Genomic DNA, 25,421 nt, shown 5'->3' with positions numbered 1-25,421 from the left:
CCGCGTATGGTTTTTTTACATTTCTTTTTTCAGTGTTTCAATTGCCTTCTCCATTTGCGTATCATTATTTGCGAGCTTCTTTTGAAGTTCTGTCATTAATTTCGTTGTTGTATCACCAGTCAGTACACCTGTTTCTTTCAGCTTCTCTTTTTTCTGGAACTGTTTAACCACAGATACAAAATCCTGGTCATACGTACTGTTAACCTTTACCTTGTAGCCAAGTGCTTTGAACATTTTCTGAGCTACTTTGACGTTTGTGCCTGAATCACCTGATTTGTACGTTTTATCCGCGTCCAAATACGGCAGCTTCGCGTAATCAGGCAGCTCTGCTTTCACTTGAGGCTTGATGCCTTTTTTGTGAATCCATTCACCGTCGGCAGTCAGCCATTTGGCGACTGTCAGTTTGACGGTAGAGCCATCATCATATTCTTTTGCTGTTTGAACCGTGCCTTTGCCAAATGTCGTTTCGCCGATTAACGGTATGCCTGACGATTCATGAAGGGCAGCGGCCATAATTTCCGCGGCGCTGGCTGTGCCGTCATTTACTAAAACAACAGTCGGCTTGGTCACTTTTCGATCTTTTTCGGCCTTCATGACTTCTTTTGAACCGTTTTTGTATTCAACCTGCATGATGTTTTTCCCTTTATCAATAAACAGGTTGCTCATCGTAATCGCCTGGTCCATTAAGCCGCCCGGGTTGCCCCTCAAGTCTAAAATATAGCCTTTGGCGCCTTTTTTCTCTAAACTGTCAATCGCATCTGTCAGCTCTTTAGCAGTTGTTTCAGAGAAAGAAGTGATTTGGATTTCGCCGATGTTGTTGTCTTTCATCTCGGAATAGACGGTTTCTACAGGAATGGTATCGCGCTTAATGGAAAGATCGATATTTCCAACTCCCGCTCTGTTCAGCTCAAGCTTCACTTTTGTGCCCTTTTTGCCTCGGATTAAAGCGACGGCTTCATTTACATTCATGCCTTTAACGCTTTTTCCGTTCACCTTTAGGATTTGGTCCTTCGGTTTGATTCCGGCTTTTTCAGCAGGTGAACCTTTAATTGGCGACACAATAAGGATTTCTCCGTCTTTCTCCTCTACTTGGGCTCCGATTCCTTCAAAGGATGCAGAAATCGTCTCGTCGAATGATTTTGCTGCCTCTTGATCCATATATGTGGAATACGGATCATCCAGAGACTGAATCATTCCTTTAATTGCTCCGTCTACTAATTTGTCATCATCTGTTTTTTGGTAATAATCACTTTTGATTTGCTCATACGCTTTATTTAATTTGTCGAACTTGCTGTCTCCCATGCTTGCTGATGTTTGGCCTAGGATGCTGGAATTGCCCGTAATAAATAAAGTAAGCGCCGAAGCGACAACCGCAGTGATCAGCACAATAAAAAACAGTTTTAATTGCCGTTTCAATTAAACACCACCTTTTTCTTCTTACAATATTATCATGGACGAATACTGATTCGTCAACTCGGAGCAGAAATGAAAGAGAAACGCCCTTCTTTCGCTTTTCATAAACCTATGTCTCTATACGACATATGATAAAGAAAAAGGAGGATTTGATATTGAGCCGATATTTAGAAATGCTGTCCTTATTCGGTGTCGCAGGAGCACATCCAGGTGGGCTCGCTTTTTCAAAAGCGGTCTTGCAAAAGGCTACGCCCTCCCCGAATCAGCCGATTCTTGATGCCGGATGCGGAACAGGCCAAACTGCGGCTTATTTAGGACATTTGCTGTATCCTGTAACAGTCGTTGATAAAGACCCTATCATGCTTGAGAAAGCAAAAAAAAGATTTGCAAATGAAGGGCTTGCCATCCCTGCATATCAGGCGGAGCTGGAACACCTCCCGTTTTCTTCTGAGTCCTTTTCCTGCGTCCTGTCAGAATCGGTCCTCAGTTTTTCCCATCTGACATCCTCACTTCAAGAAATTTCAAGAGTATTGAAGCCCGGCGGGATGCTGATTGGTATAGAAGCAGCTTTAAAAAAACCGATGCCCCCCGCAAAAAAACAGCAAATGATGGATTTCTACGGCTTTACTTGTTTACATGAAGAAACCGAGTGGCATAAAACCCTGAAGTCTTATGGCTTTCAAAGTACTAAAGCGATAACACTACTTCCGGATGACATGGAATTTGAGCCAACGACAGAAATGGATTTATCGCAAACGATTGCTCCTATTTATTACGATACGCTTCAAACACATTATGAACTCATGCAGATATATAGTGAGTATATGGGTCATTGTATCTTTATCGCGTATAAGTAAAACGGCGTATCGCCCCCTGTTTTCGTCCAACCTTTTTTCCCTATCTATCATATGCTGATAGAAAGTCAGTTTAGGAGGGAAACAATATTGGAGAGATATTACCATCTTTGCCGAAACCATCAAGGTAAAGTCGTCAGAATTACAGAGAGAGGCGGAAGAGTTCACGTCGGCAGAATTACCCGTGTCACAAGAGACAAAGTTTATATAGCTCCGACCGGCGCAGGGCCAAGAGGCTTCGGTTACGGATATTGGGGCGGTTATTGGGGATATGGAGCAGCTTACGGTATTTCCCTCGGTTTAATTGCAGGAGTGGCTCTGGCTGGTTTATTCTTCTGGTAAGCGTAGAATAAATATCTGATCAATTGCTAGATTCACCAGACACAATGAAGCCCGCTTATCAATTGTAAGCGGGCTTTCTCTTTTAGATTTTCTTCACTTTTTCAAAGTATTCTTCGAGCGTTAAATCATTATCTTGCATGACCTTTGCGGCCTTTTTGCCTACATAACGCAGGTGCCATGGCTCATATTCATATTTCGTGATATCCTCTTTATTTTTCGGATAGCGAATGATAAAGCCATATTTATAAGCATTGTCCTGTACCCATTTTCCGTCGGCCGTGCTTCCGAACGCTTCATTTAGCTCAAAGCCATTGCTCCGGCTCGAAATGTCCATCGCAAGGCCTGTTTGGTGCTCGCTTTCACCCGGGTAAGCGACCGCTTCCTTTGCCTTCTTTTCCCCTTTTAGGCTTACTTCATTGTCAAAAATGACTTTCTGTCTATCGTACGAACGGTACCCCGAGACAGCTGCCAGTTCATAGCCTTCCTTTTTCGCAGCATCGAACATCGTTTTTAATGCGTCGGCCGCTTCCTTTCTGATGTAACGTTTTTGAATCTTTTCTTCAAAAGAAAACTCTACATCAGGTATGACTAGATCGCTAGGTTCATAGTTTCCGGGCAGTGCGTATTGTTTATTGACAAGCGCGAGTATATTTTCTGGATTTTGAATGGTTTCCAGACCGTCTACTTTTTTAGTATCATTGAAATATTTGCTTTCCAATGAAAACTCACTGTCTTGAGTGTTTGTTTTTTTGCTGTCAGTTGTTTTTTGTTCTGTTTGCTTTGTTTCTGCTGTGGTTTTCGTATCCTTTTGAGCATCTCCATTCGACATGCTGCAGCCGGCTCCGACTATTGCCGTTACACTCAGAGCGGCAGCCAGTGAGAACCATTTACCGGACTTTTTCATATTACATTACCTTCCTTTTATCAATCGTTTCCGCATTCACAAAGAAGAGGCTGCCGGCACCCAGCACGCCTCTTGATTTATTTTATTGTGATACGGAATGCAAAGCCACTTCTATCATATCATGAAAAGTAGTTTGACGCTCTTCCGCTGTTGTTTCTTCTCCTGTTAATACGTGATCACTAACAGTGAGGATTGACAGCGCTTTTCTTCCGTGCTTCGCTGCTAATGTATACAATGCAGTTGTTTCCATTTCAACGCCCAGCACACCGTATTTTGCAAGCTTTTCGATTTGCGAATCGTCGTTGTAGAACTGGTCAGCTGTAAATACGCTTCCTACCGTCACCGGGACGCCTTTATCTTTTGCAGCATCATAGGCATTTTTTAAAAGCTCGAAATCTGCGCAAGGCGCAAAATCAATGCTTCCGAAAGCGACTCTGTTCATTTGTGAATCAGTTGAGGAGGTCATCGCCAAAATGACGTCTCGCACTTTGACATCTTTACGGATAGCGCCGCAAGAACCTACTCTTATTAGATTTTGCACGTCATAGCTTTGAATTAATTCATTCACATAAATTGAAATAGACGGAACGCCCATTCCCGTGCCTTGCACGGAGATTTTTTTGCCTTTATATGTACCCGTAAATCCATACATGCCTCTGACTTCATTGTAGCATTCTACATTTTCAAGATACGTTTCAGCAATAAATTTTGCTCTGAGAGGATCTCCCGGCAAAAGCACTGTGTCCGCAATCTGTCCTTTTTCAGCACCTATATGTACACTCATCTCATATCCTCCTGTAAATCTAAATTATCATCCAGTCCGTTCATTTTACAACGAATGTCATGGTGTGACAAACTTCAGCATTGATTATAAAGGAATCTGGCGAAAAAAGAAATGTTCCAAGGCCGTTTGGGCACTTCCTGAGAAAAACGGGATAATCGAGGTGTTTATTTGAAAACCTAACCGCAGGAAGGAGGGATGAGACATGGGTAAAAAACAGCGCAACCGGATCACCGGCCAAAAAAAGAACAATCATATACCCGCAAAAGATGTAATTGCAGCTGAAGAGGCGCACGGGAAAGAGTATTCCGCGGCCAAACGCAAGCCTTAAACTGCAGAAAACTGCGGAAATCCGCAGTTTTCTTTTCATTATGTCGTTTGTACAATTAGACGATTAATTTTCCTCCATCCGGCAGGAAGCAGCTTGTAATATGTTTTCCCTTTTCTGCCTTCATCAATCAAAATCACGTCCCCTGTGGCCATAAATCTCGCATCATAATCACTTGGAACGGTGTCAAATACATTAAATAAAGAGAATGCTCTTTTCAGTACGTCTTGATGATCGCTCCCGTTGAGTTCAGTTCGATAGACGGCTCTGTAGCCCTTTTTTTCGCCAAACCGGGGTGTCTGAAATATTGTCACGTCATAGGAACAAGACTTCTTTTTAAACACGGATAACATCATCAAGATCCCCTCCCTTTTATTTCTTTAACATATTGGCGTTTTTGTCACGTTTTCCTCTCTCTATTTTTGTCGAAACCGCTCCATCTTTTCGTCAAAACCTTTTACTAGGAAAAACAGCAGCAAACCAAGACTAAAGCCTCCTAACACGTCGGTTGCAAAATGAACCCCAAGATAGACTCTGCTTATGCCGACCAAAACTGTAATTAAACCGGCTATGGTATATACTATTTTTTTATGTTTGGACAAAAATGGGAGGTGTTTCACTAAAAAGTAGGCAATGACAGGATAGACACAGGCAGCATTCATGGAATGGCCGCTCGGAAAGCTGAAGGATGATTCATGAACCAGTGGTGCAAAATCAGGCCTCACTCGTTCGATCCATTCTTTTAAGACTTTGTTTAACAGCCGATCCGCACCGAATACCAAGAGCATGAAAAGGCCGTCCCATGTTTTTCTGTAAAAAAACAGACCCGCTCCAATGATCACGATAAGAGGGAGCAGAATAGAAGAAGCACCAAGCTGTGTTATCCCTGTCATGACATCATTAAGCCATGGCTGACGGATCAAAACAGCTGCCTTGCTTATCGCTTCATCCGCTGATTGAACAGCATTTGTATGAATGGCCACAGCTAGAAAAAGAAAGAAAAGAAACAGACTAACGGGCTTGTACAACAATTTAACCACCTCGATTTTCACAGAAGTCATAGATCACGAATAATAAAACCGGAGCTGATCGCTCCGGTTTTAAACCTCAATCATCTTCATCCAGCTCTTCATCTATCATACATTTTTCTATCAAATAATCAAAGGTAATATCAGCGATTTCAAACAGCTCATCCTCACTCGGTATGTAGCCCCGTCTTGCAAGCTCTCTGTAAAAAAATTCAGCGATTTCTTCCGTATCAATCACAAGATCTATTTCTTTCATCTCCGTACCGCCTCCTTTTTTATGTTTTATGAAAAAACAGGCTGAATTATACCCGGTGTTCTAAACAATTCTTTCAGTCATATACATTGAATAAAAAAACTAGCCATGGGAGGCTGACACAATGATTGCTAAAATGATGGAAGCACTGGACGGAGAAAGATTTGATATCATAATGGAAAAAACGCTCAAAGGAATGACGCATGTGATGATTTGGGGCTGTCTTCCTTATTTTTTATATGTCTTGTTCCGTATGTTCACAAACTAACTGAAATGCTCTTTTAAACTTTCCAGAACAAACATCATCATATCTTTATATTCTTCATCTCGAAACATTTCGTACAGAATTTTGTAATCATTATAAATATCCAGAAGTTCATCAACAATTGATACAGCAAGGATGTGAAGGGTATCTTGATCTTCATCATCGCCTTCAAACTGAAGAAGAGCAGACGATGCGATATCTTCGCCGATCTCATGGCCAGTTTCTCCGACATAGTGGACAAACAAAAGCTGGTGGACAAACTGGTCCATTTCATATTTTCTCAGCACCAGTGTGAGATCCTCTTCCTCCGTTTCAAGCCACTCTCCATCCTTTAAACGGGTCAGCTCATAAATGATATCTTCCCAGCCATCTTCTAAATATCTCCAAATTTCTGTTCTGTGGCCGATAATGCGAAAGAGTTCTTTTCCATAATCTTTTACATAAACGACGTCCCCAATAAGGAATTCATACTCTATATCAAGCTTTTCCATGTCGACAATGACACCCTCATAATCTTTATAAAGCTGAATGGACGATTCAAAGTATAAGACTTCATTATGATTCACTTCATAAAGATAGTGTTTATCAATTTGGTGTACTTTTGTGATGGTGCCGACTGTTCCATACATAATGACGACTACGATATCCCCTACTTGGAATTTCGGTTTATTTTGCTTCATGGTGTCTCCCCCTCGCCGCAACATTTCTCATACGCTATCGTATGCCGGGTGACGCCAATTCGCATGGGCATGAAAACCAAAGGAAATATCCAATTATGGTATGGGTGAGGACATAAAAAAATCCGCAGTAATCTGCGGATGAAACAGCTATTATCTGCCGTGCACTTCAGCCTCGTATTGATCCCAAGCTTCATCAAACGTCGCCATCGTGTGAAGATAATCAGCGTTCAGCTCCAAATATGAACTGATTTCATGATAATCGGTTGAGGTTTTCGGGAAGCTGTGATCCTCATACGCCTGATTGGCAAATTCACTGATGTCGTCCTTCGGCTTCGGGTGTCTATATTTCAATAAGTAATGATAAAAGGATTTCATGGGTTTCCCCTCCTGGTGTCTGTCTTTTGTTGTTCTATTATACAGTTCAAGTGTAAAATTACAACAAAAGAATAACGAAACATCATTCAGGAGAAGTCAAAATAGTTGCGTTTCAGAATCCTTTCTGTCTCCATGAGCTGCTGATACGTCAGGCTTTCAGGCAGTTTTTTTGTTTGAATCAAAAGCAGCTGATCCTCAATCTCCTTAATCGTGGCTTCCTCTTGATAGGTCATTCCGCAGGAAGCACACACCATGGCGGGGGTGTCTGTCAGTTCTATAGCTCTTGTTCCGTCAGGGAGCTCCCAGTACACCGTGTTCCTGCCAGATACCGCTTCAAGCTCGCCGCACCATTCGCATGCTTTCAAGAAGAATCGCCTCCCATTTCAGCCTCTTTCTGTTTTTTCTGCTGCGCCAAAAATTTCTTTTCTTTTAGCTGGTCTCTTTTCTCACGCCGGTCTTTTAATGTTTCATGCTCCGGATTCGATGTGTAAGCCTCTCTCCTTTTGATTCTGGCTACATTTTCCGGTGTAAATGATACCTCTTTGTCAGCAAAAATAGCACTGAGCCCGATCGGCTCCTTTTTGTCAGCGATTTCAGGGAAAACGGACTCAAAATAGGCGTCGGCCTGGTTAGGGATATAATTCTCCGGTTCCGGATATGACGTAATCACACCTTCAAAATTTCTTAAGATGACTTTGTCAGGGCTTTGCGACAGTACATAGTTTGGCTGCAGGGCGATTTTCCCCCCGCCGCCTGGTGCGTCAACGACAAAGGTAGGAACTGCATAGCCTGAGGTATGGCCTCGCAGCCCTTCAATAATCTCCAAACCTTTGGAAACAGGAGCTCTGAAATGCCCGATGCCCTCTGACAGATCACATTGATAAATATAATACGGACGGACTCTGATTTTTACCAAGTCGTGCATGAGCTTTTTCATGATGGGAACGGAATCATTAATACCGGCTAACACGACGGCCTGATTTCCGACCGGCACTCCTGCGTTCACCAGTTTTTCACAGGCCTCAACGGATTCCTCTGTCATTTCGATGCTAGTGTTGAAATGGGTGTTCAGCCAGACCGGATGATATTTTTTCAAAATCTCGCATAGCTGATCGGTGATGCGCTGCGGAAAGACGACCGGCGCCCTTGTTCCGATTCTGATTACTTCCAGATGCGGAATGCTGCGCAGCTCTTTTAAAATGTATTCTAAAATTTGGTCATTGATTAGCAGTCCGTCACCGCCTGAAATTAAACAATCGCGGATTTCGGGTGTTTCCCGGATATAAGCAATTGCAGCATCAAGCTGTTTTTTAGGGACTCCCATTCCGATTTGTCCGGAAAAACGCCTTCTTGTGCAGTAGCGGCAGTACATGGAACATTGATTGGTGACAAGAAACAGCACACGGTCGGGATAGCGGTGTGTCAAACCGGGTACCGGTGAATCTTCATCCTCATGGAGGGGGTCTTCCAGATCGTATTTTGTTTTGTGCATCTCTTCAGAAAGCGGTACAGACTGCATGCGGATCGGGCATCTCGGGTTATCGGGGTCCATTAAAGAAGCATAGTAAGGTGTAATATTTAAGGGGATCGTTTTGGTTGAGATTCTGACGCCTTCCTCTTCATCCTCGGTCAAATTGATGACTTTTTTCAAATCATCTAACGTTCTTACCGTATGTGTAAGCTGCCAAAGCCAATCGTTCCATTTCTCTTCCGGAACGTCCTTCCATAACTCTATCTCCTTCCAATGCCGTTTCGGTTTATACCATTTGCTTTCCAAATGAATTCCTCCTCGTGCATCATTTTGACTTACAGGTGCTTGCACCAAATATTCATGTTTTCAAGACCTTCCGCTATATAGCAATTATTGATCAGCCTTCCTCCGTACTGATAACCGGAATGGTACAACACAGCATTCATCCCAAAAGACGCAGCGCGGGCGAGAGAAAATACATGAAAGATATTCTCTTCAGCCATTTCTTTTTCTAATGCCTCGATTAAAAAGCTTGTCAGCGAATGGCCTCGATATTCCGGAAGCACAGCGCAGTCGGTTATTTCTGCATGCCCGAGCTCTGGGTTGATTTCTGCGCTTGCTGCGCTGATCAGGCGGTCATGGTCAAGCATGACATAATACATCGTATTTGTATTCATCGTCTTTTCAATATAAGCAGGGTCAAATACCGGGGTCGGGTACGTGCGAAATACTTTTTTATACAGCATCGATAGCTGGTACATGTCGTTTGTTTCCGCTTTTCTCATCGTAAAGGCGGGTGTATTATCACTGCGGAGGCGAGGTGCTATGCGATATAAAGCTTCGATCATTTCCTGTTCCTCTATATAAGAATGTGTTCGTCTCCGGTTTTCTGTGAGGTAACGGACCATGACACAAGCCGGGTGGCCGAGATAATAGCCCTTAAGAAAACCCTCCGGCACAAACAATTGTTGGGCAAGCACGGCCTCATCATGCTGTTTCGTATAGACGATGATTTTTTCCACATCCTCTTCTTTTGCCGCTGCCACGATATCAGGCAGAGCCTTCTCAATGGCTCCGTCATAACGGACCACTCTGATTCGTTTATTAAAGCCGTCATGGTCCAGAACTGCTGTAACACCGTTACTCTTTATGGACTTGAGCATCCGCATCCTCCTCGTCTGTATGAAGCCCGCACCAATCCATAACAAAAAGTGCAATAATTTTAGCAGATTCTATCATGGCTTCAATCTCAATGTATTCATTTGCCTGATGAGCCGTTTTTGTTTCCCCAGGACCGAAGACAATCACTGGCGTATCTCCTGCATGGTATAAAAGCCCTCCGTCCGTTCCCCATGGCGAAGCTTCGATGATTGGCTCTGTCTGTTTCGTTTTTTCATAGGCTGATTGCAGCACTGAAATTAAAGGGTGGTCATCAGGTAAATCATTCGGCAGCCATTGAGCGCCGAACCATTCTACTGTTACAGGATGGCGTTTAAACCATTCGTCACGGTATTCTAAATCCTTCAGCCAGTTTTCCAATTCAAGTTTTACTGCTTCTGGTTTTTCATGGGGAGCAATTCCGCATCTCCCTTCTATGACGACACGGTCTGCAACTGACGAAGGCCATGCTCCCCCTGAGATGGTGCCGATATTCACTGGTACCGGTATTGGGACATTGTCATACAGCGGATCCGAAATTCTGGCATTGCGCACTTTCTCCAGCTCTTGTATCGCTGTGATCACGTGCACGCTTTTTTCAATTGCGCTTACTCCCTCATAGCGTGTGCCTCCATGTGCCGCTAGCCCCTTCACTGTGATTCGAAACCACATCGACCCCTGCTGCTTTATAAAAAGTTTCATATTCGTCGGTTCCGGAATCAGCGCACCGTCCGCACGATACCCTCTCATGATGGCAGACAGTGTTCCCGCGCCGCCGCACTCTTCATCTACAACACTTTGAAACAATACATCTCCCTTTAATTTAACATCGCAGGCGTGCAGGGCTTCTAAAGCAAAAAGAAGGGCTGTATTGCCTCCCTTCATATCCGTTGAGCCGCGGCCGTATATTTTACCGTTTTCTTCTACAGCTTGAAACGGTTCATACTTCCAATCCTTTACGCTTCCTTCAGGCACAACATCGATATGACCGTTTAAAATCAGCGACCTGCCCCCGCCCGCTCCCGTTTTTTTTGCAACGATGTTCGGGCTCTCATGAAAATCGGAGCGGTCTGATTTAAAGTAGGGATGCTGTTTTAATTGCTTTAGGCTTGGCTCCCACACGTCAATGTCCATATGAAATTGCCGCAGCTTTTCAAGCACAACAGCTTGGGCGTTAAATTCTGCGCCCAAAGTGCTTTTTTCTCCAACCAGTCTTTTGAGAAGACGAATGGCTTTGGCCGAATGCTGATCAAGCCACCCGATTACTTTTCTCTCAATGTCTTGCATCCTCATTCCCCCTTTTAAGAAAAAGGCATATCTATTTTGATTTCAGCTTCAGTCAGCCTCGTCACCTCGTCGATAGTCGAGCCATTCATCAGCTCTTTTAAAATAAAATGACGTCCATTGACCTCAAGAACGGCTTTTTCAGTAATGATCATATCTACACAGCCTGCTGCGGTTAATGGAAGCGTGCATGTTTCCGTTAATTTAGGCCTTCCCTTTTGATCTGTATGACTCATGACGACAACCACTTTTTTCGCTTTTTGGGCCAGTTCCATCGCACCGCCCATGCCCGGCACCTTTTTTCCCGGGACAAGCCAATTTGCCAAATCGCCTGACTGACTCACCTGTAGGGCGCCTAAAATCGTAATGTCAATTTTGCCTCTTCTGATCATCGCAAAAGACATCGTTGTATCAAAATAAGACGCCCCTTTTACAGCGCGGACAGGATACCCCGCGGCGTTGCACAAATGTTCATCCTCTTCACCCTTTTCAGGGCTTTCACCAATGCCGAGCACACCGTTTTCCGCCTGCAGCATGACCTGCATGTCAGGCGGCAAAAAGTTCGGCACCAAGGATGGGATGCCGATACCGAGATTCACAATCATGCCCGGCTTGATTTCAGAGGCGGCCCGTTTTGCGATCTGTTCTCTCTCTGCTACTCCCAAGCCCATTTCCACTTCACTCCTTCGCTACTCACAACCCCCTCGACAAAAACCCCCGGTGTGACAATCATTTCTTCAGAAATCTCTCCCATCGGGACGATCCGCTCAGCTTCGGCAAAGGTTCTCCTGGCAGCCATTGCCATAAGCGGATTCATATTGCGCGCTGTTTTGTCATACGTTAAATTGCCGAATTCATCGGCAATGTGCGCATTGATGAAAGCAAAATCAGCCGTCAGCGCCTCTTCAACCAAATATCGCTTTCCAGCCACAGACACGATGTCCTTTTCTTCACAAACCATTTGATTATCAATACCGACGTCGGTTAAAATGCCGCCGAGTCCCGATCCGCCGGCGCGAATCCGTTCCGCAAGCGTTCCCTGCGGTGAAAATTGAACCTCTAACGTCCCGTCTGTCATCTGTTTTCCGGCTACAGGATTGGAACCGATATGCGATGCGATCAGAGTTTTGACTCGTTGATTGACAATAAGCGGGCCGACCCCTATTTCCGGGAACCCGGCATCATTGCAAATGACGGTTAAATCCGTTACACCGCTGTCCAATATAGCTTCAATCAATGAAGGAGGCGAGCCGACTCCCCCAAAACCGCCAAACATCAGGACCGATCCGTCCTGAACATCTGCAATTGCTGTTTCGATGCTGATTGTTTTTTGAAATGGCGCCATTTGATTTCAATCCTTTTTCAGTATTTTTTCGACCGCTCCAACTGTTTCTGAAAAAATAGATATCAGCTCTTCAACTTCACCGTCTGAAATGGTAAAAGGAGGAGCAATAATGATAGCATCTCCTTCCCCGCTGTCTATTCCCGCTTTGGCAGGATAGACAATCAGCCCGCGTTTTTTCGCCTCGCCTACAATGCGCTGGGTAACCGCCTGCTCTTGAGGGAAAACGTTCTTCGTATTCTTGTCTGCTACAAATTCAACGCCTAATAGCAGTCCTTTTCCGCGCACATCACCAATGATCTCGCTTTGAGATGCTGCCTCAACAAGCTTCTTTTTCAGTACAGCCCCCTTTTTCTCTGATTGCTTGATCAAGTCGTGCTTTAATACATATCGCAAAACTTCAAGAGCGGCTTTGGCTGAATAGGGATGTGCACTATATGTGTGGCCGCTCATAATCACACCGGAGCCTTGTTTTATCGTTTCAATAATAGAATCAGATACAACGGCAGCGGCAATAGGCGCATACCCGGCACCGAGACCCTTTCCCAGTACAGCAATATCAGGAACGGTGTGCCAATGCTCTGTCGCGAGCATCCTTCCTGTTCTTCCAAGCCCTGTCATCACTTCATCTGCAATAAAGAGCACTTCGTGTGTGCGGCATACCTCACTTAATCTCTCATAATATCCCGGAGGCGGAGTAATCGCTGCTCCTGCGGCACCAATAATAGGCTCAGCCACAAAGCCGGCGATAAATTGGCTTCCGATTCTTTTGATCGCAGTTTCCAGTTCATCAGCGGCAGTCTGAACAAAGTTTTCTTCCGTCGCATGATTCCGCCGATAAACATGAGGAGCTGAAATAGCGGGATATCGCTCAACGAGATGGGTGAATCGATATCTCCTTTCATAGAAACCAGATAATGAAAGCGCTCCCAAAGTTATTCCGTGGTAACTGCTCCACCGAGACAAAAAGATGGATTTTTGTGTTTGCTTTTTTTCCTGCCAGTACTGAATGGCGATTTTCATAGCTGTTTCTATCGCTTCTGATCCGCTGTTGACAAAAAAAGACCAATTCACATTTCCCGGAAGCTCCTGCGCCAAGAGAGCGGCTAATTGCTCGGCAGGCTCGCTCGTAAACTGTGAGCGGTAAGCAAAAGACACTTGATCAAGCTGGTCTTTCAGCTTCTCAGTCACATCACGAACCCCGTGTCCGATATTGCATGTCACTGCACCTGATGAGCCGTCAAGATATCTTTTTCCGGTCTGATCATAAACATATGAACCCTTTGCATAGCTAACCACCGGATAGGCCGAACTAAGCTCCGGCTTAATCAAATAACTGCTCATGCTCCCACCTCAAAAACCCTTTTGATATATTGTATGAGTGTCCAAATTGGGGCATGACGTTCCTCGCAAAAACTTTTTCACACAAAAAGAGCCTTCCTGAACGGAAAGGCTCCTTTGAATTTCTACATTTAGCAAATGAAAGCGGCTCCGACAATAATTAATAAAATGAACAAGACAACAATCAATACAAACGTATTGGTCCCGCAACCAAATCCGTAACCGTATCCAGAGTATCCATACATGTTGTTTTCATCCTTTCTTATCACGATATACGGCATTTTATGCGGGCCAAGTCCCAAATGGTTTGTGCAAACGCCTATTTCACGTAAGGAAATAATGAAAAACAGTATGCACCCGCTCATATTTTTTAAATGTCAGCTTTTCGTAAAAATGGGTTGCGCCGTCAGTGCTTGTAGCCACTAAATAGGCTGCTTCCATTCCTAATGATTTGGCGATGGACAGCATTTCTTTGACTAAGATACTGCCATAGCCCCTCCTTTGAAACTGATCCAAAATTGCCACTTCTTCAATTTTAGCCGTTTTCTCTTGCGGATGAATGAACAGCTCCCCGCACCCAATAGGAATCTTCTGTGCCTGGTCGCTGTAACAAACAACAAGGATGATCGTACCCGATTCGTAAAAACGATATTTTCTTTTTAATTTTTGTTCAGCGATCGCTTCTCCAATATAAATGGAATCATAAATTTTCATGATAGAAGAGCCATCGCTAAGGCTTTTTGCCGTTCCCCATGCCGTTAACGGATGTCCCATCTGCCCCTTCCAGTCACTAAGCTTCATGTCATATAACAGCTCATCCTCGACGACAAACCCGCTTTTGACAAGTGATTGCTTCAAACCGAGCGGAAAAACATGCTGCGGCGACGCTTTTAAATGGAGATAATTCGCTTCAAGCAGCTTTGGTACGGAGGGCAAAAAGTCCAGTAACCGTTCCAACGGAAACGTATCATGGAGCTGAACAAAGTTATGAGAAAAAATTTGCGGAAGCTTCGGATCTCTGTAAACACTGTAATGATCAAACGATGCCGATTCAGACGTTAACAATATATATTGATGTTCCGTTTTTGAATAATGTCCTGTCATGTACGTCTCCTTTTTATGACCTATACCTTTATTCAGTTGCAATATTCAATTTCTTTATAATCTCATCGTACACCGGATAAAACGGCTTTCCAATTGGAAATTGCTGAATATTTCGGAAAGAAGCGGATATTGGCTTCTGATGTAAAAAGAACTTCCTTGTTACTTGTTCACTAATCGGATGAAAGACGCCGTTTAGAAACAAAAACGGCTCGCGATCTATAAAAAACAGCCTTCGCCCAGGCGGATTTTCGATCCATCCAGATCGTTCCCGCGTAATCGGCAGCCCTTCCGGCAGCGCCTTCAGTTCTTCTTTTTCAATTGTCAGGATGTCTTTTCTTTTAAATTGATAAAATTGAAAAGCATACTGATCCACAATCCGTCTTTTTTTTCCGGCTTCGATATAAAATATTGCAGGATGGTCAGCTTCCTTTACTAAAATGTAATTCGGAATGTTTAAAATTTTTTCAATCCTATATTGGAATAAATACGGGTCTGGAACAGCCACAGTCCGATTTAGATACAAAGAACTCCACCTTTCCCCGACAGGATGTCTTACACCCTGATCAAGAAAATACACATTTTGATCTGATCCTTTTACAAAAGAGCCGTCAATCAAATCGGCGGGCAGAAACCGATATGCATTTTGAAATGAATCGGGGGTTTTATAGGTTGTATCTAATACTTCATTTATCGGCAGAAATGGGGCAAAGTTGTTGATCCTTGCCCAAAAAATTGAGTCACCATGATTCCAATGCTGCATATCATCATCCCAATAGCTTCCATATTTATGTTGAATACGATCAAGTAACGAACGGCGATGCATAACTGAGCAATGATCGACTTGAAAAGCGGCCTGATCTAGCACTGCATTGGCATTTCTATAGAAATGCGAGATTTCCTCTCCCCGTTCGTTTACATGTACAACTTTTTGTTTTGAATAGACAGCCTGTGCTTCAGGCTTATCTAAAAACGTCTGCACCATACGGCTCAGCCGCTCAGGATGATAAACAGTGTCATCGGTGAGATAGGAAATGTAATCGCCGTCAGCAAATGGGAGCGCTGCGTTAATTAATGTGGCATAACGGGTTGTTTTTAATCGTTCTGCAGGATGTATGAAACTATTTTCATAACGAATGCGTTGGTCATGAAGGTACTTGTGAATCACCGCAGTTGTTTCTTCATTAGAATGATCATCCATGATAAAAAGCTCCCAGAGATCATGCGTTTGCTTCATGACACTTTCAATCGCTTTTTGCAGATAATCAGGTTTGTTGTAACTTGTTAAAATAATAGACACTTTCTCTCCCATCTATACAACCCCCCTATCGTCAAACATAAAAACGGCTCCGCAGCAAGCAGAGCCTCTGTCTTCATTTAAAAAGCACCCCAGCTTACAATACTTGAGAGTGCGACATTCGATCTCGTGTGATTTAACGGGTTTTGAAAAATAACCAAATCAGTCAGAACCTCTTTTACGATGACGTTTTGAAGCGTATCTCCATTCGACAGATGAACTGTTGAAACAGGTACGCCAAGCTCTTTTGCAAATACAAGCTGCCGTCTGAGATCAGATGGATTTCCTTCAGAAGATGATTGACGTATGAGCAGAATCAGCAAAAGCAGAATAAAATGCAGTTCATCTTGATTTTCTTCTTGATTCACGTGTTTCTCTAAATCCAAACAATCCCTCTCCCTTATCCTTATACTCTGTTTCACAATATGAACTGACTTTGATTTGTGGTATAGGCTATGTCCACTCTTTTAAAAAATCAGCATTTTCCTTAAATGTATGAAAAATAGATCAGGTACGGCGTTCGACTCATACCGATTGGCAATCAGAAGAATATGATTAACGTGAGTTCACTATTGGATAGGAGGTGTGTGTAATGAGCTCTGAAAAAGCACAGTTAAAAAAGGATTTGATTAAAACCCTTTTAAGTCCTTTATTCCCAACTGCAACAGAAGGAGGAGATAACGTGGAGAATCATCTTAAAGACTTGCTTGAAGCTGCGATCGATCAAAAAGTAGATGAAAGTGAAATGATTACAGCTGAATCTACTTCCCTTCCGGCAAGATGGATTTTTGCCAGAGTTACGCCAGGCACGACAATCAGCATTGTGACTGATTCTGGTGATATGATCGGGCCGGTTGTGTTCGTTGCTTTCGATCAAGTTCATGGTATCGTATTTGTAACACAGGAAAGTTCCGTCACTCCGGCAGGTCAAGCTACAACATTAATTGATGTAGACAAAGTAGAAAGCGTTACGTTCTTTTCATAACATCTGATGAAAGTCTTGTATATCCAGTCGGGATACGGAGGAATTTACAGTTATTTTGATCGCTGGGTTGAAGAATGTTTTCGGATCACTCATACAGAGTATATGTCTGCAGATATACCGGAAGCAGAATCTCTGGTGAAGATCGAAGCGTTTCAGCCGGCCTTCGCACTTATGATGGTTGGAGATGCCGTTCCTCACGACTGGCTGACCTGGTTAAAGGGTAAGGGTATACCCGTGTATGTTTGGCTGACCGAAGACCCATTTTATATTGATATCAGTCTTCAGGTGATTAAGCACGCTGACGCCATATTAACGATTGAACAAAATGCCGTTCTCTATTATCAGGAGCTTGGCTTCCAGCACGTCTATTATGTTCCGATTCCAGTTAATCATCGGCTGTTTAAAAAAATGGACACCGAACATTCCTTTCATTCAAATCTGCTTATCATCGGCTATCCTTACCCTAATCGGGTTCAGCTTATGAAAGAAGCGGTACATCTGCCTTTCACGGTTCGAGTAATCGGAAAGGAATGGAGAAAATATCTGCCTAAAAAAGTGCTCAAACAGCCGCATATCGATGTCGTCAGCACATGGATTCCACCCGAACAGGCCGTTCATTATTATAACGGGGCAGACATTGTGATCAATGCGCATCGGCCTTATCATTTTGCTTTCAACAAAAATCATATCCGCATCAAAAATGCCAGTTTTAATAACCGAACGTTTGATATCGCTGCATGCGAAGCATTTCAATTAACAGATTTACCCGCAGCCCATCCTTTTTCATCCTTTATTTCTTATTACAGCATCAACGACTTTAAGGAAAAAGCCGCTTATTATATCAACCATCCTGAGGAACGGCATAAAGCTGCAGCATCCAATTACAAAGAGACCATACCCGCAAATACGTATGATGAGCTTCCTGAAAAACTAAAGGCGATTTACCTGGCGCTTTCTTAAAAGATCGTTCATTGATATGAACGATTTTTTCATTCACAGAAAAAAGCAGCTGAGCAAGCTGCTTTTTTTCTAGCCGTCAGAACGGTCCTTCAGCTTCCGCGGATTCACCTGTTTATGAAGATCAGGCTTTCCGCCAAGATGCTGTGCAATCTGTTCCCATGACACAATTTTGAAGTTTTGATTGACGGCTTGTCCATTGTCGATATTTTCGCCGTCCTGCGCCACAAAAATCCCGTACGGATATTTTGGGCCAAGTCCGAAACCGAGAACATCAATACCGTCTGTGTCACTAGTACCGTCTATCTTCTCGCCATCTGTGATGTCAAAGTTGGCTACATAGCGATTGCTTCCCTGCCGTTCATACATTGCATAGCTGTTATTTCCCTGACTTGAGGCCATGAGATAACCTTTGCCGTCTGGCGCATAGTAGATCGTCAGTCCTTCAATATCAGCTGTCACATGTTCTCCTGTCGCACGGTCGACAACCTGCCCCTTTGATCCTCCGTCTGGCTCAGCATGAAATTTCCAGATGGCCTCATCTTCCTCTGCTATATACAGGTGCCCGTACTCATCATCCGCAACAAGGCCTTCAGTTTGAGAATTCAATTTAAATTCACGCACTTTTTTCCCTGTTACATAACCCTTTCCATTATCAACAATGTCATACTGCTCAAATTCGCCTTGCTTGCCTGTCACTAGTGCGTAAAATGCTCCTGTTTTCTGGCTGTGATACAGGCTGAATCCGTAAACTTCAGAAATATCAGTGGAAATAGGATGTTTCGGGTCTGTAATGCTTTTCAATTTCCCTTTATCCCCGTCAATTGCATATACTTCGATTGTATTCTTTCCTTCAGACCGATTGGAGGCGGCAGCAATATCAATTTTTTCGCCGTTAAATGGAAAATCATAACGCAGATCGACATTATTGAGCTTGCCAAACTCGTAAGAATGAAGCTGTTTGCCGTCTAAATCATACACGACGAGCCCTGACTTCTTATTTGTCGTGATCAGTTTGCTTTTTTCCGGATGCTTTTCATGAACCCAAATGGCCGGGTCATCTGCTGCGTCATCGCTAGAAGCGACAGGATCTGTCTCCATTTGCGCTGTAACTTTAAAATGATGTTCCGCATTCACATGATGAGCCGACACCGAGTTTGCTGTCAGGCTAAGCAATAAACCCGCGGCAGTGCTTAGCAGTATTGTTTTTGAAACCTTCATTTGGTACCCTCCTCTTTATTACTATCACTTCTATTGTAAAATATATACAGGTATTTAACTGTGAGGAAAATGAACCTTTTTTGATAGTGTTTCTGACTCATAAACCACTTGTGCCTACGAGGTACGTGAAATGGCTCTGTAAGATTTGCTTTTGCGGCGCGAAATAAAATTATAATGAATATTTAGTACATTGTTTATTTAGTTATTCTATTCCCCGGCTGCGTCTATTTTTCCATTTTCTATTAAAATAGAACACTTTGTGACATGATCATTCCCCTAAATTTTGTTTTATTGGTTGCTTTCATTAACTCGATTAAAAAGTTGAACATATGATGCATGGTAGAGAAACGAGAGTTGGAGGATAAGCCATGCCTAAACAGCAAACAGCAGAACTAAAACCATTTTTCCATAACAAAACAGTTTTAGTCACTGGCGGAACGGGTTCAATCGGGAGTCAAATTGTCAAACGCCTTTTGCTGCTTACTCCGAAACAGGTGATTGTATTCAGCAAAGACGACAGTAAACAGTATGTCATGAGCCAAAAGTATGCGGAGGATAAGCGGCTTTTATTTGTACTCGGAGATGTGCGCGATTACAGAAGGGTGAATCAGGTGATGAAAGGCGTCGATATCGTCTTTCACGCTGCTGCGCTGAAACAGGTTCCGACCTGTGAAGAACATCCATTTGAAGCGATCCAGACCAATCTCATCGGCGGACAGAATGTGGTGGAAGCTGCCCTTTCACACCGAGTGCAGCATGTCATCAATATCAGTACAGATAAAGCTGTATCTCCTGTGAACACAATGGGTGCCACCAAGCTGTTATCTGAAAAGCTGTTTCATCAAGCAAACCGCCACGTTCAAAACAGAGGAACCGTGTTTTGTTCGGTCCGCTTCGGAAATGTTCTCGGCTCAAGGGGTTCGGTCATCCCTATTTTATTTGAACAAATGATGGAGGGTGAACCGCTGACCATCACAGACAAGAACATGACCAGATTTTTCATGTCAATAGACGATGCGGCTACACTGACACTGCAATCAGCTGCTATTACAAAAGGCGGAGAAACCTTTATTTTTAAAATGGAATCACTGAAACTTGAAGAACTGATTCACGGGTTTGAAGAATATGCATCGCAGCACGGGCTCCCGCGGCCGGCTGCAGTAGAAGTCGGCAAACGTCCAGGTGAAAAGCTTCACGAAGAATTAACATCCCCTCATGAAATTGAATCACTGTATGAATGGGGCAATCTTTATGCGATCCTTCCAGAGCCGGAAAAGCATCCTGATTTTCGCAAAGTCAATCTGCCCGGGTATCAATCAGATCAAGCCCCTCTCATTACAAAAGACAGAATTGCCCAGATTATCGAAGAATTGCATCAAGAAAAAAAGGCATAAAAACAAGCCTGTCTATCCATTAGGCAGGCTTGTTTTTTGTGTTTTATTTATGAAAGAGATGCAGATAGCTTTCGTATCCTTCTTCTTTCAGCTTATCTTTCGGCACAAACCGCAGCGCCGCTGAATTTATGCAGTAACGAAGCCCGCTTGGCCCCGGTCCATCATTAAATACATGGCCAAGGTGAGAATCCGCAGTACGGCTTCTCACTTCTGTGCGAATCATGCCGTGGCTCGTGTCTAGTTTTTCTTCCACCTCTTCTTCTTCAATCGGCTCTGTAAAGCTTGGCCAGCCGCAGTGGGAATCAAATTTATCCTTGGATGTAAACAACGGCTTGCCTGACACAATGTCTACATACAGCCCTTCTTCCTTATGATTCCAATATTCATTTTGAAACGGCGGCTCCGTGCCATTATTTTGCGTCACCTCATATTGTATGCGGTTTAGTGACTGAATTTTTTCTTCTTTATTGTTCGCCATTTATTTCGCCCCCCAATGCTCGCTGATAAATCCGGCACGTCCAGAACCTGTCCGGTAGCGCTGATAATGTCCTGGATTCTTTTTATAAAAATGCTGATGATAGCCTTCCGCTTCATAGAAAGGTTCAGCTTTTAAAATATCCGTTACAATCGGATCTTTAAATATTCCGCTTTTCGCCAGGCGTTGCTTGGAAGCCTCCGCAAGCTCCTTTTGTTTATCGTTATGATAAAAAATGGCTGCACGGTAGGAACTGCCGCGATCGGCAAACTGGCCGCCGGCATCTGTCGGGTCAATTTGCTGCCAAAATAATTCAAGCAGTTTTTCATAAGGGAACACATCAGGATTAAACGTGATTTGAACGGCTTCACGATGTCCTGTCGTTTCACTGCACACCTCTTCATACGTAGGGTTTTCAGTATGGCCGCCTGTATACCCGGACACCACTTTTTCAATTCCCGGCTGTTCGTCAAAGGGTTTAACCATACACCAAAAACAGCCTCCAGCAAATGTGGCGATTTCTTTTTTTTCAGACATACTGGTGCCTCCTTTGTTAATACGTGGTATTATTATATTATAGCATGTAAAAATAGAATGAAAATGATTCTGCTTTTCAATAAAATCTATAGGTTTTAAGCAATATGCTTATGTAATGGAGGTTCACAAATTTGAAAGTAAGAACACAGATGATGTACGATATGGAAACTTTACTCCGTAAAGTCTTTAAACAAATACGCAATGAAATCAATGAGATTCTAGATAAAGAGCTGTCACGGAATGAATTCACCATTCTGCGAATCCTCAGTGAACAAGGGCCTAAAAAAGTCACCGAATTTGCGCCTATTTTAGAGGTATCGGCAAGCCACATTACGGCTGTGACTGATGCGCTGGTAGAAAAGGAATGGATTACGAGAATCAGATCGAAGGAAGACAGACGCATCATCCGCATTCATATCACTGAAGCGGGCGAAAAAGTCCTTCAGCATTTCAACGAGAAAAAAACGGAATATTTCTTTAAACGTTTTGACTGCTACAGTGACGCCGAACTTGCCTCACTAATCGAGCTCTTCAGCAAACTAGATAAAAAACGGTGAAAAAAAGCACATACCGCTATATATGGGTATGTGCTTTTCTCAGCGCCTCACTTATTTTTCAGTGAACAGTTTCATTGTTTTCCAGCGGCCGTATCTGTAATACAAAAACGCCGCACAGCTGCTTAATAAAAAACTCATTCCGATTCCGAGCCCGATCCCTTTCTGTCCAAGCCAAGCTGAAAATAGAGCTGTGAAAGGATATCTCAAAACCCAAAACGAAATCAAATTTAAAACCAGAACCTGCAGCATCGCTCCCGCAGCTCTGACGATTCCGTTCAGTACGAAATTAACCCCAATAAAAGGATAGAAAAACGCGATCCACCGCAAATATTGTTCACCAAACGCAACAGCATCTGGCTCACTGATAAATAACCTCATGAGGTATTTACCAAATACCCAAATCATAACTGCAATCACCAGCATGCAAGAAATAACAGCCATCACACCTAGCCTTGCAATCGTTCCCACTCTTTTATAGTTTCCGATTCCGATATTTTGCCCTGCCATACTGTTGACCGCCGTACCGGCAGCCATTGCTGGAAGCGTGATGATGCTGTCGAGCCGCTGTACCGCGCCGAAGCCTGATACCACGTGCTCCCCGTATGAGTTGACAACACTCATAATCGCCATCATTCCGCCTGTGATCACCATCATCTGCAGACCGGCTGGAATCCCGAGTTTCATAATCAGCGCGGACTCTTCCCACTTGGGCACTCGCGGAATTGAGAACGGCACAAGCTTGTGTTTGATGACATAGAACAATCCATACAGAAACGCAATGCCCTGTGACAAAATCGTCGAATAAGCAGCTCCCGCTATTCCCATGCGGAACACAGAAATAAAGAGCGGTGCCAACACTGTATTCAGCACAACGGCAAACGCAATAAACCGGAGAGGTGTCTTGCTGTCGCCGAGCGCCCGAAGCACAGTACTGATAAAGTTATAACCAAACAAAAATAAAATGCCGATAAATTGAATCTGTAAATAGGTTTCAGCAAGCGGTATCATTGACTCCGGCGTTTTTAGAAGACGAAGCAAGTGCTCTGACAGAAAAAAACCGGCCGCGCCGAATCCGATGCTTAGACCTGTTAATAAAACGACAAAAGCGTTAATATACGACGCCATTCCTTTTTCATCATCTTTTCCCTTTTGCTGTGACAAAATGGTTAACGTCGCATTGTTAAGGCCCAAAATAAAAGAAAGCACGGTTAAAACAATCGTGCTTGATACTGCTGCTGCCCCTAGAGCCTTTGCCCCCAGTAAATTGCCGATCCACAAACTGTCTATAAATTGAAAGGAAACCTGCAATGCGTTTCCAAGCATAATAGGCGTTGAAAATAGCACAAGCTGTTTCAGCACGTTCCCCTGTGTAAAATCATATGCTTTCATTTTTTCTCCTTGTGTTCTCAAATTTTCGTCAGACCGCACGAAAAAAGAGACGTTGTTTCATGTCTCTTTTTTTCATGATTTATCGGTTTTTTTCCGGTCTCTCATACCGAATGTAAACACCATCACACTTAGGAACAAGGCACAATAGGAAATGTTCAAGTACATTTGGTCCATATCTTCAGCGGCTAGATGATGATAAGCAAGCCAGCCGAAATACAGGGAAAATGTAAAGGATAATAAACTGAAATACTGGTAAATCCGTTTCATTTTCAGTCACCTCTATTGTTTAGGATGGTAATAGGAAAACTCAATTTCATCTTTTTCTAAATTTATTTTATCCGCTTTGACATACATTCCATTCGTTAAAGGCATTTCTGACAGGCGCACTTCAATGCTTTTATCGCCGGGATGAACGTGGACAAATGACGGCAATTCGTAAAAGCTGTCCATATAATTTAACACAAAGCTAATCGGTATACTCAATTTCCCTAACGAAAATTTCGTAACATTCAACTCCACATCGCCATTTTTTTTCACGGTCGGTTCAAAAGCGACAAACGCATCAATGGACGTGGAAAAAGCCTTGATTTTCCCTGCGACATGAACATCATCATCTATCTCTACTTTATAATCAAGCTTGTTTGATGCTTTATCGTTTAAATATGAGTTGACAAACGCAGCTAATGATTCTTTTGTGCTTGTCACTTGAAATCCATACTCGCTCTCAGATGAATCCTTCACCTGAGCTTGTTCTCCCGGCAGCATAACAAGTGCCATAAAACCAACAGCAAGGATAATATTGATTGCAAGCAATATAAAAAACAGTCGTTTCCACTTATTCATGATGTCACCCTACTCTTTCGGTAATCCTTCTTGTTTAATGGCTTGATAGACGCGCTTCGCGATAAGGGAATAACCCGTACCATTAGGATGAAAATCATCTTCCTCAGAAATTCGGCTGCTGTCACTTTTTTCATTAAACAAGTCGTCGATATGAATGATTTTTGCATGTTTATCTTTTTTCAGCTCTTTTTCAGCAATATGGTTCCAATCAGTGACAACTCCGTTTATTTCATTTAATTCAGATAACGTAAACGTAAACGGATTATACATGCTGACATAAATCAGCTCAGCGTGATCATTCAGCTCTCGAATTTCAGAAATAATTTTTTCAAAACGCTTTTCAAACGGCTTTTCCGCTTCCTCAAACGGTTCAACGGTTAATTGAAGAAAGTTTTGGCGAAGGACTTTCATCAAATCATTACCGCCAATGGTAAAAAAGACATAATCTGCGTCCTTTATGCCTTTTTGAACCTTTTTATCTTTTAGTTTCTCTAATAAATCATCCGAACGGTTCCCTTTCACGGCATAATTTTTTACGTCTACCGTTTTGACTTGCTTATCTGAACGGATGGAATCCGCCACCTTGCCGACATATCCCTTTCCGTCGGGATCTCCGACTCCTTCTGTCAGCGAATCTCCGACAGCAGCAATGACAATGTCCTCTTTCGTTTTCGGTTCATGAGCTTTTTGCTTTCCCTCAGATGCTGTACGTATACTCGTACAAGCAGTAAGAAGCAAAATCAAACTGGCCATGAGTGAAAAAATGCGCAGCTTCAATCTTGTTGCTCCTTCCCATTCTACTAGTGGAAAGTGTATCATGTTTTAGAAGATTTGCAAATGCCTAGT

Annotated in this window: 35 protein-coding genes; 8 read left to right on the top strand and 27 right to left on the bottom strand. The window is 43.2% G+C overall.

Translation table 11 applies throughout. The features are described from left to right. Positions 1-15 precede the first annotated feature (15 nt). The gene (gene ctpA, locus AC0DBE_RS04610) at positions 16-1,416 is read right to left on the bottom strand and encodes a carboxy-terminal processing protease CtpA (protein WP_072566437.1); all 1,401 of its coding nucleotides are present in this window, start codon (positions 1,414-1,416) and stop codon (positions 16-18) included. Between the two features lie 152 nt (positions 1,417-1,568). Here ctpA and AC0DBE_RS04605 point away from each other — a divergent pair, with 152 nt between their 5' ends. Beyond that, complete coding sequence (locus tag AC0DBE_RS04605; RefSeq protein WP_472961221.1) at positions 1,569-2,270, top strand: class I SAM-dependent methyltransferase; 702 nt, start codon at positions 1,569-1,571, stop codon at positions 2,268-2,270. A gap of 87 nt (positions 2,271-2,357) precedes the next feature. After that, positions 2,358-2,609, top strand: coding sequence for a KOW domain-containing RNA-binding protein (locus AC0DBE_RS04600; protein WP_014114110.1), 252 nt, complete (start codon positions 2,358-2,360; stop codon positions 2,607-2,609). Between the two features lie 82 nt (positions 2,610-2,691). Here the strand turns inward: AC0DBE_RS04600 and ldcB are convergent, their stop codons facing one another. Together ldcB and deoD are read right to left on the bottom strand one after the other, a co-directional pair. Continuing rightward, positions 2,692-3,513 carry an LD-carboxypeptidase LdcB gene (ldcB, locus tag AC0DBE_RS04595; protein WP_072183147.1) on the bottom strand — a complete coding sequence of 274 codons (822 nt, stop codon included), beginning with the start codon at positions 3,511-3,513 and terminating at the stop codon, positions 2,692-2,694. A gap of 82 nt (positions 3,514-3,595) precedes the next feature. Further along, a complete protein-coding gene (gene deoD, locus AC0DBE_RS04590; RefSeq protein WP_003241589.1) occupies positions 3,596-4,297 on the bottom strand; it encodes a purine-nucleoside phosphorylase in 702 nt (233 codons plus the stop codon). A 202-nt stretch (positions 4,298-4,499) separates the two neighbouring features. Between deoD and AC0DBE_RS04585 the strand changes: the two genes are divergently transcribed. Further along, positions 4,500-4,625 carry a hypothetical protein gene (locus AC0DBE_RS04585; protein ID WP_003218142.1) on the top strand — a complete coding sequence of 42 codons (126 nt, stop codon included), beginning with the start codon at positions 4,500-4,502 and terminating at the stop codon, positions 4,623-4,625. A gap of 38 nt (positions 4,626-4,663) precedes the next feature. On the opposite strand, the gene yodL is transcribed toward AC0DBE_RS04585, so the two are convergent. From yodL to AC0DBE_RS04570, 3 genes are all read right to left on the bottom strand, one after another. Further along, positions 4,664-4,978, bottom strand: coding sequence for a shape determination protein YodL (yodL, locus tag AC0DBE_RS04580; protein ID WP_003218144.1), 315 nt, complete (start codon positions 4,976-4,978; stop codon positions 4,664-4,666). 60 nt (positions 4,979-5,038) lie between these two features. Further along, on the bottom strand, positions 5,039-5,650 hold the full coding sequence (locus tag AC0DBE_RS04575) for a phosphatase PAP2 family protein (protein ID WP_472961217.1): 612 nt from the start codon (positions 5,648-5,650) through the stop codon (positions 5,039-5,041). A gap of 79 nt (positions 5,651-5,729) precedes the next feature. Next, positions 5,730-5,906: a YozD family protein gene (locus AC0DBE_RS04570; RefSeq protein WP_003241581.1), complete on the bottom strand. Its 177-nt coding sequence runs from the start codon at positions 5,904-5,906 to the stop codon at positions 5,730-5,732. Between the two features lie 121 nt (positions 5,907-6,027). Here AC0DBE_RS04570 and AC0DBE_RS04565 point away from each other — a divergent pair, with 121 nt between their 5' ends. Continuing rightward, positions 6,028-6,171 (top strand): hypothetical protein, encoded by a 144-nt coding sequence (locus tag AC0DBE_RS04565; RefSeq protein WP_268393499.1) that lies wholly within the window; start codon positions 6,028-6,030, stop codon positions 6,169-6,171. On the opposite strand, the gene AC0DBE_RS04560 is transcribed toward AC0DBE_RS04565, so the two are convergent. The 14 genes from AC0DBE_RS04560 to cgeC form a co-directional block, all read right to left on the bottom strand. Next, the gene (locus tag AC0DBE_RS04560; RefSeq protein WP_014114114.1) at positions 6,168-6,848 is read right to left on the bottom strand and encodes a hypothetical protein; all 681 of its coding nucleotides are present in this window, start codon (positions 6,846-6,848) and stop codon (positions 6,168-6,170) included. The genes AC0DBE_RS04565 and AC0DBE_RS04560 overlap by 4 nt on opposite strands. A 150-nt stretch (positions 6,849-6,998) precedes the next feature. After that, complete coding sequence (locus AC0DBE_RS04555; RefSeq protein WP_014114115.1) at positions 6,999-7,223, bottom strand: YozE family protein; 225 nt, start codon at positions 7,221-7,223, stop codon at positions 6,999-7,001. 86 nt (positions 7,224-7,309) lie between these two features. After that, on the bottom strand, positions 7,310-7,588 hold the full coding sequence (locus AC0DBE_RS04550; RefSeq protein ID WP_014114116.1) for a YokU family protein: 279 nt from the start codon (positions 7,586-7,588) through the stop codon (positions 7,310-7,312). Then, entirely contained in the window at positions 7,585-9,000 is a 1,416-nt protein-coding gene (gene kamA, locus AC0DBE_RS04545) for a lysine 2,3-aminomutase (RefSeq protein WP_472961214.1), read from the bottom strand. The genes AC0DBE_RS04550 and kamA overlap by 4 nt, the downstream gene beginning before the upstream one ends. Before the next feature lie 29 nt (positions 9,001-9,029). Further along, positions 9,030-9,857 carry a putative beta-lysine N-acetyltransferase gene (ablB, locus tag AC0DBE_RS04540; protein ID WP_326229783.1) on the bottom strand — a complete coding sequence of 276 codons (828 nt, stop codon included), beginning with the start codon at positions 9,855-9,857 and terminating at the stop codon, positions 9,030-9,032. Further along, a complete protein-coding gene (locus tag AC0DBE_RS04535; protein ID WP_114150443.1) occupies positions 9,835-11,145 on the bottom strand; it encodes a peptidase in 1,311 nt (436 codons plus the stop codon). The genes ablB and AC0DBE_RS04535 overlap by 23 nt, the downstream gene beginning before the upstream one ends. 8 nt (positions 11,146-11,153) lie before the next feature. Next, the gene (locus AC0DBE_RS04530; RefSeq protein WP_014114120.1) at positions 11,154-11,807 is read right to left on the bottom strand and encodes a 3-oxoacid CoA-transferase subunit B; all 654 of its coding nucleotides are present in this window, start codon (positions 11,805-11,807) and stop codon (positions 11,154-11,156) included. Continuing rightward, on the bottom strand, positions 11,792-12,481 hold the full coding sequence (locus AC0DBE_RS04525) for a CoA transferase subunit A (RefSeq protein ID WP_014114121.1): 690 nt from the start codon (positions 12,479-12,481) through the stop codon (positions 11,792-11,794). The genes AC0DBE_RS04530 and AC0DBE_RS04525 overlap by 16 nt, the downstream gene beginning before the upstream one ends. Positions 12,482-12,487: 6 nt before the next feature. Continuing rightward, the gene (locus AC0DBE_RS04520) at positions 12,488-13,822 is read right to left on the bottom strand and encodes an aspartate aminotransferase family protein (RefSeq protein WP_461718903.1); all 1,335 of its coding nucleotides are present in this window, start codon (positions 13,820-13,822) and stop codon (positions 12,488-12,490) included. Continuing rightward, positions 13,803-13,976 (bottom strand): hypothetical protein, encoded by a 174-nt coding sequence (locus tag AC0DBE_RS04515; RefSeq protein WP_152024366.1) that lies wholly within the window; start codon positions 13,974-13,976, stop codon positions 13,803-13,805. The genes AC0DBE_RS04520 and AC0DBE_RS04515 overlap by 20 nt, the downstream gene beginning before the upstream one ends. Further along, the gene (locus tag AC0DBE_RS04510) at positions 13,951-14,100 is read right to left on the bottom strand and encodes a YjcZ family sporulation protein (protein WP_371864098.1); all 150 of its coding nucleotides are present in this window, start codon (positions 14,098-14,100) and stop codon (positions 13,951-13,953) included. Before AC0DBE_RS04510 ends, AC0DBE_RS04515 begins: the two co-directional genes overlap by 26 nt. 43 nt (positions 14,101-14,143) lie before the next feature. Next, positions 14,144-14,923 carry a spore maturation N-acetyltransferase CgeE gene (gene cgeE / locus AC0DBE_RS04505; RefSeq protein WP_087986968.1) on the bottom strand — a complete coding sequence of 260 codons (780 nt, stop codon included), beginning with the start codon at positions 14,921-14,923 and terminating at the stop codon, positions 14,144-14,146. Between the two features lie 28 nt (positions 14,924-14,951). Then, a complete protein-coding gene (locus AC0DBE_RS04500) occupies positions 14,952-16,232 on the bottom strand; it encodes a glycosyltransferase family 2 protein (protein ID WP_087986967.1) in 1,281 nt (426 codons plus the stop codon). 65 nt (positions 16,233-16,297) lie between these two features. Further along, on the bottom strand, positions 16,298-16,603 hold the full coding sequence (cgeC, locus tag AC0DBE_RS04495; protein ID WP_061188126.1) for a spore maturation protein CgeC: 306 nt from the start codon (positions 16,601-16,603) through the stop codon (positions 16,298-16,300). A gap of 206 nt (positions 16,604-16,809) precedes the next feature. On the opposite strand from cgeC, the gene cgeA reads away from it, so the two are divergent. Further along, positions 16,810-17,202 (top strand): spore crust protein CgeA, encoded by a 393-nt coding sequence (cgeA, locus tag AC0DBE_RS04490; RefSeq protein WP_014114126.1) that lies wholly within the window; start codon positions 16,810-16,812, stop codon positions 17,200-17,202. A gap of 6 nt (positions 17,203-17,208) precedes the next feature. Continuing rightward, entirely contained in the window at positions 17,209-18,162 is a 954-nt protein-coding gene (locus AC0DBE_RS04485) for a CgeB family protein (protein ID WP_014114127.1), read from the top strand. A 69-nt stretch (positions 18,163-18,231) separates the two neighbouring features. On the opposite strand, the gene AC0DBE_RS04480 is transcribed toward AC0DBE_RS04485, so the two are convergent. Then, a complete protein-coding gene (locus tag AC0DBE_RS04480) occupies positions 18,232-19,380 on the bottom strand; it encodes a phytase (RefSeq protein WP_014114128.1) in 1,149 nt (382 codons plus the stop codon). Positions 19,381-19,748: 368 nt separating this feature from the next. Between AC0DBE_RS04480 and AC0DBE_RS04475 the strand changes: the two genes are divergently transcribed. Continuing rightward, the gene (locus AC0DBE_RS04475) at positions 19,749-20,774 is read left to right on the top strand and encodes an SDR family NAD(P)-dependent oxidoreductase (protein WP_014114129.1); all 1,026 of its coding nucleotides are present in this window, start codon (positions 19,749-19,751) and stop codon (positions 20,772-20,774) included. 43 nt (positions 20,775-20,817) lie between these two features. Here AC0DBE_RS04475 and msrB read toward each other — a convergent pair whose 3' ends face one another. Both msrB and msrA read right to left on the bottom strand, forming a co-directional pair. Then, on the bottom strand, positions 20,818-21,252 hold the full coding sequence (gene msrB, locus AC0DBE_RS04470) for a peptide-methionine (R)-S-oxide reductase MsrB (RefSeq protein ID WP_472961209.1): 435 nt from the start codon (positions 21,250-21,252) through the stop codon (positions 20,818-20,820). Further along, positions 21,253-21,786, bottom strand: a complete 534-nt coding sequence (gene msrA / locus AC0DBE_RS04465) for a peptide-methionine (S)-S-oxide reductase MsrA (protein WP_014114131.1) — start codon at positions 21,784-21,786, stop codon at positions 21,253-21,255. Positions 21,787-21,917: 131 nt separating this feature from the next. Between msrA and AC0DBE_RS04460 the strand changes: the two genes are divergently transcribed. Continuing rightward, positions 21,918-22,343, top strand: coding sequence for a MarR family transcriptional regulator (locus tag AC0DBE_RS04460; RefSeq protein WP_003241533.1), 426 nt, complete (start codon positions 21,918-21,920; stop codon positions 22,341-22,343). Between the two features lie 51 nt (positions 22,344-22,394). On the opposite strand, the gene AC0DBE_RS04455 is transcribed toward AC0DBE_RS04460, so the two are convergent. The 4 genes from AC0DBE_RS04455 to AC0DBE_RS04440 all read right to left on the bottom strand — a co-directional run bounded on the left by AC0DBE_RS04455 (position 22,395) and on the right by AC0DBE_RS04440 (position 25,352). After that, positions 22,395-23,732 (bottom strand): MATE family efflux transporter, encoded by a 1,338-nt coding sequence (locus AC0DBE_RS04455; RefSeq protein WP_472961207.1) that lies wholly within the window; start codon positions 23,730-23,732, stop codon positions 22,395-22,397. A gap of 72 nt (positions 23,733-23,804) precedes the next feature. After that, positions 23,805-23,999 (bottom strand): protein YpmT, encoded by a 195-nt coding sequence (ypmT, locus tag AC0DBE_RS04450; protein ID WP_003218204.1) that lies wholly within the window; start codon positions 23,997-23,999, stop codon positions 23,805-23,807. A 12-nt stretch (positions 24,000-24,011) separates the two neighbouring features. Next, the gene (locus tag AC0DBE_RS04445; RefSeq protein WP_014114134.1) at positions 24,012-24,575 is read right to left on the bottom strand and encodes a YpmS family protein; all 564 of its coding nucleotides are present in this window, start codon (positions 24,573-24,575) and stop codon (positions 24,012-24,014) included. Positions 24,576-24,584: 9 nt separating this feature from the next. After that, on the bottom strand, positions 24,585-25,352 hold the full coding sequence (locus AC0DBE_RS04440; RefSeq protein ID WP_472961205.1) for an SGNH/GDSL hydrolase family protein: 768 nt from the start codon (positions 25,350-25,352) through the stop codon (positions 24,585-24,587). Between the last annotated feature and the right edge of the window lie 69 nt (positions 25,353-25,421).

This window comes from Bacillus sp. VA15 (assembly GCF_055721145.1).
Note: the sequence above shows the minus strand (reverse complement) of the source record. Positions and strands in the feature narration are given on the sequence as shown.